Raw genomic sequence first — 4,878 nt, forward strand, 5'->3', positions numbered from 1 at the left:
CCAGGTGACGCAGTTTATGAGGATATTTACAAGATGACCAAAGCACAGAGAGTTGCAAAAGGAATCAAGGACCTACCTGCAACTTTGGGAGAGGCATTAGATGAGCTGGAAAGCGACAGAAAGTTCCTTGCACCAATNTGACTTGCCTGCAACATTGGGAGAGGCACTAGATGAACTTGAAAGCGACAGAAAGTTCCTTGCACCAATATTCTCAAATGAAACAATCGATAAACTAATTGAGGTAGAAAGAGCAGATGACCATGAGGTATCAATTAGACCACATCCGCACGAGTTCTATCTTTATTTTGATATCTNCGAGACAATCGATAAGATAGTTGAGATAGAAAGGGCAGATGACCATGAGATCTCAATAAGACCTCATCCACACGAGTTCTATCTTTATTTTGATATCTAGACTAGAAGATCTAGTACATTTTCATACTTTGGAGAATGTTATAGTAACATGAAAAAGATCTCTGCCAAGAAGGACGAGTCACCATCTCAGCTGATAGATGCTAGAATCGAGGAGCTGGATGATTGGCGTGGTGAAATGTTATCCCAGCTGCGTGCTCTTATCAAGCAAGCAGATCCNNNACAAGAATGCAGTCAAGCTGACTTTTCCCAAAGGTGCCAAGATGAAAGATCCCAAGAAGATCTTCAACTCGAGTCTTGAAGGCAATGCAAGACGTGCAATCGACTTTCATGAAGGTGATAAGGTTGACAAGATTGCATTCAAGGCACTCATCCGCGAGGCCGTGGCACTGAACACTTCCTAAGACATTTTCATTTAAGATGTGTTTAGAAAATTTAGAATCTAGATTCTTCCAATTGCACCGTACACAAGGAACAATGCAACTGATGTAATTGCCAAACCAATAATGAGATAGGCTTTCTTGTGTTTTTCAGCTGTAGCTGCTTTGTAAATTGTAACAGTTCCTGCAAGACCCACAAAGAGAATCAGAGTTCCTGAAATAACTAGATCCCAGCTACTGTGAGTGATTATAGGATAGAACAATCCGGAGAGCAATGCAAAGAATGCTACAAGATAGACATATCTTGCACCAGTTAGAATTTTGGTTCCACCTATTTGCATAGAATTCCTATCTGGATTAGTCAAATAAACTTTGAGAGAAATGTTGGATCCGTTAATTACATATCCATGCCAGGCATGCCCATACCACCCATTCCGCCCATGCCTCCCATACCAGGCATTCCACCCATACCTCCCATGCCTTCTGCTCCTGGTGGTGGTCCTCCTGCAGATTTTGCAGTGGCAATAANTATCCGTTAATTACATATCCATGCCGGGCATTCCCATTCCGCCCATACCACCCATGCCTCCCATACCAGGCATACCTCCCATTCCGCCCATACCTTCTGCGCCTGGCGGTGGTCCTCCTGCAGATTTTGCAGTGGCAATGACATCATCGATTCTTAGTATCATAGATGCTGCTTCTGTTGCGCATGTGATAATTTGGATCTTGACAGAGAGTGGCTCAAAGATATCGCTTGCATGCATGCTAGCAACTTGTGCTTTCATGACATCAATTCCTGTCCATTTGTTTCCTTTGAGTTGTTTTGATCGTAATGATGCTAATGTGTCAATTGGATCCATTCCTGCATTCTCAGCAAGTGTGATTGGAATTACTTCTAAAGAGTCTGCAAATTTTTCTACTGCAAGTTGTTCTCTGCCTTCTAGTGTTTTTGCCCACTCTCGTAGTTTTGTTGCAGCATAAGTTTCTGGTGCACCGCCGCCTGCTACTATGAATGGTTTTTCCATTACGTCTTTTACAACCATCAATGCGTCGTGTACTGATCTCTCTACCTCATCTACTACTCTTTGTGAACCGCCTCTTAGAAGAAGTGTAACTGCCTTTGGATGCTTGCAGCCTTCAACAAAGGTCCATTTGTCAGTCTCTACTTTTCTTTCTTCTACTAGATCAGCAGAACCTAGATCTTTTTCAAACAAGTCATCGAAATTACTTATAATTCTGGCACCTGTTGCTTTTGCAAGCTTTGTCATATCGCTTTCTTTTATTCTTCTTACTGTGAGTATTCCTGCTTTTGCAAGATAGTGTTGTGCCATGTCATCAATTCCTTTTTGGCAGAACAGAACATTTGCTCCAGAAGCAATCACTTTATCCACCATGTTTTTGATCATTTTTTGTTCTTCATCAAGAAATGATTTCATCTGTTGTGGATTTGTGATGTTTATCTTTGCATCAAATTCTGTTTTGTCAATCTCAAGTGCATTGTTAACTAGAGCAATCTTTGCATGATCAATTTTCTTTGGCATTCCGCTGTGTACAATCTCTTTGTCAAGAACTATTCCTTTGATAATTGCGCAGTCCTTGATGGAGCCACCAGCTTTCTTTTCTACTTTAATATCATCAATATCAACAAGATATCCGTCGTCTTTCTTTTCAGATACNTTCCCTTGATGATTGCACAGTCTTTGACAGAGCCACCAGCCTTCTTTTCTACCTTGATATCATCAATATCGACAAGATATCCGTCTTCTTTCTTTTCAGCTACTGCAAGTACAGATTTTACAATCATGTCTGCTAGATTTGCAGAGTCTTTTCTGACAAGTTTTGTCTGCATGGATGTTCTTGCGATTCTCTCAAGTACGTCCTTGTCAGTTGCAGAAACCTTGTCTGCAATCTTTTCTAAGAGCTCTACTGCCTTGGTTGCAGCCTTTCTATAACCATCAACGATAATTGTTGGGTGNCATTTTTTCTAAGAGCTCTACTGCCTTAATTGCAGCCTTTCTATAACCATCAACGATAATTGTTGGGTGCACGTCTTGCAAAACTAGAGCTTCTGCGTTCTCCAATAATGCTCCTGCAAGAACTACTGCAGATGTTGTTCCATCTCCGACTTCATTGTCAGTTGCCTTTGAGATCTCAACTAGCATCTTTGCAGCTGGGTGTTGGACATCAATTTCTTTTAGTATAGTAGCACCGTCGTTTGTAATTGTAACGTCTCCAAGTGAATCAACAAGCATCTTGTCCATTCCACGTGGGCCAAGACTTGAATGAACAATTTCGGCAATTAATTTTGCTGCTGCGATATTGTTTTTCTGTGCGTCACGACCCTTGGTCTGTTGAGCACCGTCTTTTAGAATAACTACTGGTATTCCACCAGATGAAGACTGAATCGACATATTTGCAAGAGGTCGATTTTCCCTTATTATGTCTTATGAGATCGAAATCCTTTACACTTGAAATAGATAATTTTCAACACTTCCGATGTTTTTAAATTAGGAAAACTGTCGGGACTAGATATGTCTCGTTCTTCACCGCGATCATCTTACGATGAAGTGCTTAAACTGCTAAAAACGCATAATGAATGGTTTGCAAATTCAATTCCTCTAATTGCAAGTGAAAATGTTACCAGTCCGGCAGTCCGAGAGGCAACAGTTTCAGACTTTGCCAATAGATATGCAGAAGGCTGGCCTGGCGAGCGGGTCTATGCTGGATGTATCTACATTGATGAGGTAGAGTTCAAGTGCATGGCACTTGCAAAAAAATTATTCAAGGCAGAGTTTGTTGATGTAAGGCCAATCTCTGGCGTAGTTGCAAACCTAGCTATCTATTCTGCATTTACAAATCCAGGCGATGTTATGCTTGCTCCTTCAATTCCATCTGGTGGTCACATATCACACGGCAAGAAAGAACATGCAGGTACTGCAGGCCTTGTCCATGGATTAGACATTGAATTCTATCCATTTGATGCCGAAGAGATGACAATTGATGTTGACAAGACAAAAGAAAAAGTAAAGGAGCTTGAAAAAGCTGGCAAGATTCCTAAATTAGCAATGTTTGGAGGTTCAGTTTTCTTATTCCCGCATCCAGTAAAGGAACTTGCAGATTTTCTAAAAAGTTACAATATGTTTGTCAATTATGACGGTGCTCACGTTGCAGGACTCATTGCAGGAGGACAGTTCCAGGATCCACTAAGAGAAGGTGCAGATGCAATGACAATGAGTACTCACAAGACTTTGTTTGGTCCTCAGGGTGGAATGGTCTGCTCATTTGAAAAATATGGTGAGAGTATCAAAAAGGCAACATTCCCAGGAATGACCAGCAATCACCACTTGCACCACATGGCAGGAAAGGCAATTGCTTATGCAGAGATGTTAGAGTTTGGCAAAAAATATGCAGCCCAAGTCATAAAGAATGCAAAAGCACTTGCAGAAGCACTGAATTCATATGGTTTCTCAGTACTTGGTGAAAAACGTGGATTTACAAAATCTCACCAGATAGTTGTAAACGTACTTTCATTTGGTGACGGTGGAACAATTGAGGCAGATCTTGAAAAGGCAAACATCATCATAAACAGACAACTCATTCCAGGAGACATCAAGGCTGGACGAAACTATTTCCATCCAGGTGGAATAAGACTTGGTGTTGCAGAATTAACACGACTTGGCATGAAAACATCTGACATGGAAGAAGTGGCAGAGTTTATCAAAAAAGTAGTTGTGGATAAAAAAGACAAGAAAAAGATTGCATCAGATGTCAAGAAATTTAGAAAAGACTTTCAGAAGGTTCGCTATTGCTTTGAAAGCAAGCATGGCGGATATGATTACATCAAGATTCGCTAGGCAAAGTCTGTAAGAATAGATTGGCTGCTTTCTTCTTTGCCAAATACCAGTTCAAGCTCATCCAATAGTGAAAGCACACGTCCTCTAAGATATGGAGAAATGGTATACTTGCCAAGCATTCTTCTTGCAAGCTTGAGATATTTTTGCACAGAAGGTCTTGTCATGGTCTGGATTAGTTTATTGCCGCACTCTAGACATTTTCCGGCAAGAGGAACTCTTCTGTAGCTTGCACCACATGCAGTGCATCGGAAAGACTGGCCAGAGTAAGC

The 4,878-nt window shown here is 41.1% G+C and carries 5 protein-coding genes and 5 pseudogenes; 5 read left to right on the plus strand and 5 right to left on the minus strand.

All coding sequences use genetic code 11. The features are described from left to right. Window positions 1-24 precede the first annotated feature (24 nt). The 4 genes and pseudogenes from DYY66_RS05570 to DYY66_RS14250 all read left to right on the plus strand — a co-directional run. On the plus strand, window positions 25-137 hold a 113-nt coding region (locus DYY66_RS05570), incomplete at its 3' end, for a hypothetical protein (protein ID WP_394352582.1). A gap of 17 nt (window positions 138-154) precedes the next feature. Continuing rightward, window positions 155-314: pseudogene (locus DYY66_RS05575) on the plus strand (type I glutamate--ammonia ligase); the annotation flags it as partial. Between the two features lie 149 nt (window positions 315-463). Then, a pseudogene (locus DYY66_RS14245) lies at window positions 464-591 on the plus strand (DUF1801 domain-containing protein); the annotation flags it as partial. Between the two features lie 3 nt (window positions 592-594). Beyond that, window positions 595-776, plus strand: a pseudogene (locus tag DYY66_RS14250) (DUF1801 domain-containing protein); the annotation flags it as partial. 38 nt (window positions 777-814) lie between these two features. Here the strand turns inward: DYY66_RS14250 and DYY66_RS05585 are convergent. The 4 genes and pseudogenes from DYY66_RS05585 to DYY66_RS05600 all read right to left on the minus strand — a co-directional run. After that, window positions 815-1,093 carry a hypothetical protein gene (locus tag DYY66_RS05585; RefSeq protein WP_166286931.1) on the minus strand — a complete coding sequence of 93 codons (279 nt, stop codon included), beginning with the start codon at window positions 1,091-1,093 and terminating at the stop codon, window positions 815-817. A gap of 198 nt (window positions 1,094-1,291) precedes the next feature. Then, window positions 1,292-2,431 (minus strand): thermosome subunit beta (gene thsB / locus DYY66_RS05590; protein WP_166286937.1); only part of this gene is annotated, 1,140 nt, incomplete at its 5' end. A 1-nt stretch (window position 2,432) separates the two neighbouring features. After that, window positions 2,433-2,730, minus strand: a pseudogene (locus DYY66_RS05595) (TCP-1/cpn60 chaperonin family protein); the annotation flags it as partial. A gap of 1 nt (window position 2,731) precedes the next feature. Further along, window positions 2,732-3,166 (minus strand): annotated as a pseudogene (locus tag DYY66_RS05600) (TCP-1/cpn60 chaperonin family protein); the annotation flags it as partial. A gap of 120 nt (window positions 3,167-3,286) precedes the next feature. Between DYY66_RS05600 and glyA the strand changes: the two are divergent. After that, window positions 3,287-4,609, plus strand: a complete 1,323-nt coding sequence (glyA, locus tag DYY66_RS05605; protein ID WP_166286933.1) for a serine hydroxymethyltransferase — start codon at window positions 3,287-3,289, stop codon at window positions 4,607-4,609. On the opposite strand, the gene DYY66_RS05610 is transcribed toward glyA, so the two are convergent. Continuing rightward, the coding region (locus DYY66_RS05610) for a hypothetical protein (RefSeq protein WP_166286935.1) at window positions 4,606-4,878 on the minus strand (273 nt) is incomplete at its 5' end. The two genes, glyA and DYY66_RS05610, sit on opposite strands and share 4 nt — an antisense overlap.

This window comes from Candidatus Nitrosotalea sp. FS (assembly GCF_011319475.1).
In the GTDB taxonomy this organism is placed as follows: Archaea; Thermoproteota; Nitrososphaeria; order Nitrososphaerales; family Nitrosopumilaceae; genus Nitrosotalea.